At 34.6% G+C, this 2,560-nt stretch carries 4 protein-coding genes; 3 read left to right on the top strand and 1 reads right to left on the bottom strand.

Going from position 1 to position 2,560, the window contains the following annotated elements; genetic code table 11:
* Nucleotides 1-114 precede the first annotated feature (114 nt).
* Nucleotides 115-399, top strand: a complete 285-nt coding sequence (locus tag C228_RS0112920; protein ID WP_018653005.1) for a hypothetical protein — start codon at nt 115-117, stop codon at nt 397-399.
* A 170-nt stretch (nt 400-569) separates the two neighbouring features.
* Here C228_RS0112920 and C228_RS0112915 read toward each other — a convergent pair whose 3' ends face one another.
* Entirely contained in the window at nt 570-788 is a 219-nt protein-coding gene (locus tag C228_RS0112915; RefSeq protein ID WP_018653004.1) for a hypothetical protein, read from the bottom strand.
* A 131-nt stretch (nt 789-919) separates the two neighbouring features.
* On the opposite strand from C228_RS0112915, the gene C228_RS0112910 reads away from it, so the two are divergent.
* Together C228_RS0112910 and C228_RS0112905 are read left to right on the top strand one after the other, a co-directional pair.
* Nucleotides 920-2,188 carry a phage/plasmid replication protein, II/X family gene (locus tag C228_RS0112910; RefSeq protein ID WP_018653003.1) on the top strand — a complete coding sequence of 423 codons (1,269 nt, stop codon included), beginning with the start codon at nt 920-922 and terminating at the stop codon, nt 2,186-2,188.
* 35 nt (nt 2,189-2,223) lie between these two features.
* Complete coding sequence (locus C228_RS0112905) at nt 2,224-2,514, top strand: single-stranded DNA-binding protein (protein ID WP_018653002.1); 291 nt, start codon at nt 2,224-2,226, stop codon at nt 2,512-2,514.
* Nucleotides 2,515-2,560: the final 46 nt, after the last annotated feature.

The following is a 2,560-nucleotide window of genomic DNA, read 5'->3' as shown; positions in this document are numbered from 1 at the left end:
ACTTTACTTCGCATAATGTTTATCAGGTTATGTTATAATTTGAGGGCTGTATAATTGTTTGAACAGCCCGAAAATTTACACATAACCTGTTTTATGCGATTTAAGGCTTTATTTATGGCTAATATCACTTTATCTCACATTACACCAAGACACTTTTTTGAGGCAGTAAAACTTTTAAAGATGACCGAGCATCGTATTTATCTCACCGTTGATTCTCTTGAAGTCCGTTTTCGTTATGATAGGAACGAGCCCCCGGCTACAACTGATAAACGATTTCAGCAGCTAGAACACTTTATGTTGTTTTTGCAGGAATTAGTAAATTCAGATGTGCCTGTCGATTTAGAGGAGTTTATCTGCAAGTATCGGAAATCACCGGTTAATCGTTTTCCGGTTCGTTGATTAAGAGTTATTTTGAAGAAGGTTATGCAAAAAACTGCATAACCTTTTTTATTGGTTGTCCGAGTGGACTCTCTTTAATAGTCCACTCTTGTGTCAAAATGACACAAATCAGATTATTAAATAACCAGTTAGATAGAGTTTTAAAAACTCCATTTTGAATATTAATCTAGTTATTTTGAATTAATATTCACAATTAAATCGCCTTTACTATCTATGGTTACTTTCTGAGCTAGATTTTCGATTAAAAAGTGAACTATATCGGATTCTTTATATATTTTTTGATGTCCTGCTGTGATTGCTTTTTTTGTTAGTTCAAATGAAAGATCTTTTAGCTCGCTAGCTTCTTGTTTTTTAAGCCTGATTGTTTTATCTGTTACTGTTTTAACCATAATTAACCTACCATTATTTTTATTAAATCATAGTTTTTGTATACAAATTTATCAATATACATCTTGACAAGATACTTGTTACTAATGTATTTTTCCTACTATTGTTATTTGTTATTTGTATACAGATTGATATGATCGACTTCTTGAAACTCTCAATCCCTTTCAATTCTGAACAAATCCTCGTCTGCAAAGACGGGGAGACCTCATTTTTGAAAGACAATTTAATAGAGATTTCAAGAAGAACCGGTATAAAACTTCGTTCCGGTAACGTTACGTTTGAAATAGACGGTGATTTAGAGGTTGCCGAACTTTCACATCCTTATGAGGCTATTCCGAGCCATTTTGGTTCACTGGCGATGAAAATCTTTAACGGTAGTGAGCAAATGAAAACGGCTCCCTACATTGAGCTAAAAGCGAGTCCGGCAAAATTATTACAAGGTCATAACGTTTTCGGTTCAACTAATTTAGAAGTGTGTGCTTTTGTCATGCTTGAATCCTTTATTAAAGCTATGCCGGAGCTTTATGAAATGTGCGATGTGGTCAATACACAAGTCGATTGGATTGATGTGACTTATTCGGCGCATATTCAATCTGAAACGGTTCAAAAACAGGTTATCGGTTTTTTACAAAACGTAAGGGCAGGGCAGACCAAAAAAACACGCTATAACCGTGAATATGAGACGACAGCAGAGTGGAACAGTGGCTCAGAGCATAGAACGCTGAAAGTGTATTTAAAAGGCGCAGAGTTACAAAAACGGTTAGCCGAAACACAATCGGAACTGAAGAAAACGCCGAATAAGAAGAATTTAATCAATGTGATTAATATATTAAGTAATCCCAAATTAATTGAATTTAGTAAGCAATGTGTACGTTTTGAAGCGAGATTAAAGCAACGTTATTTAGAGAAAAACAAAATCCCGAGAAATTTATTTGACTTAATCAATTATCAGAGAAATTATGAAAAAGACGGTAAGAACTTAATTAAAGACTTATGGCAAGACGCCTTTAGAGACATTATTCAAGCGGTTGGAGAAAGCAAAATGAACGTTTATAACCGGGACAAGATTCAGCAATTATTAAGAAAGCATTATTTTAAAGTGACACCGAAGGGAAATGTCAGCTATGCGAAAGCGGACCGTTTGTTTGGCTTTTATAAAAATTTATTGACTTATGGATATGTAGAAACTCAAACGGAAATGGATAGAAAAACGTTTTGGAGAAACGAGAAAGATTTATTAGAGCTAGGCATTACGAAGGCTCAACTTCAGAATCTTAAAGCGCATGAGCGTCATAATATTATTCCGTTAATGAAATTGGTTGAAATTGATTTTAGTTGTCAGTGTCCGGCTTGGTATGTTGAACCGAGTTTATCTGATTTTGAAATGCAGTTAGCTGCGTAGTTAAGTAACTTAAATAAACCTTAGAGGATAGAAAAATGAGTAATCAAGACATTAAAAAGTATTTATTAAAAGTACAAATCTTTCCAACATCACGCATTGATGAACGTTCCGGCGTAAGTCAAAAGACCGGTAAAGAATGGTTTATGCGTACACAGGAAGCCTATATTGATTTAGGCGGTCAATTTCCGGTTCAGTTTAAAGTGCCACTTCAAAAAGACCAAGTGTCGTATGCGCCGGGTCATTATTATGTTCACCCACAATCTTTTAAAACGAGTAGCTATTTTGATTTACAAGTTGGCGATATTATCCTTGTTCCTGTGGAATAAATCCTTATAAATCAATTGGTTACAATCACTTTACTTCGCATAATGT

Origin of the sequence: Actinobacillus capsulatus DSM 19761, from assembly GCF_000374285.1 — a bacterium.
Taxonomy (GTDB): Bacteria; Pseudomonadota; Gammaproteobacteria; order Enterobacterales; family Pasteurellaceae; genus Actinobacillus; species Actinobacillus capsulatus.
Note: the sequence above shows the minus strand (reverse complement) of the source record. Positions and strands in the feature narration are given on the sequence as shown.

Excerpts from the sequence above, each read along its gene's own strand:
- C228_RS0112920 (WP_018653005.1), top strand. The coding sequence starts at position 115 with ATGGCTAATATCACTTTATCTCACATTACACCAAGACACTTTTTTGAG.
- C228_RS0112915 (WP_018653004.1), bottom strand. The coding sequence starts at position 788 with ATGGTTAAAACAGTAACAGATAAAACAATCAGGCTTAAAAAACAAGAA.
- C228_RS0112910 (WP_018653003.1), top strand. The coding sequence starts at position 920 with ATGATCGACTTCTTGAAACTCTCAATCCCTTTCAATTCTGAACAAATC.
- C228_RS0112905 (WP_018653002.1), top strand. The coding sequence starts at position 2,224 with ATGAGTAATCAAGACATTAAAAAGTATTTATTAAAAGTACAAATCTTT.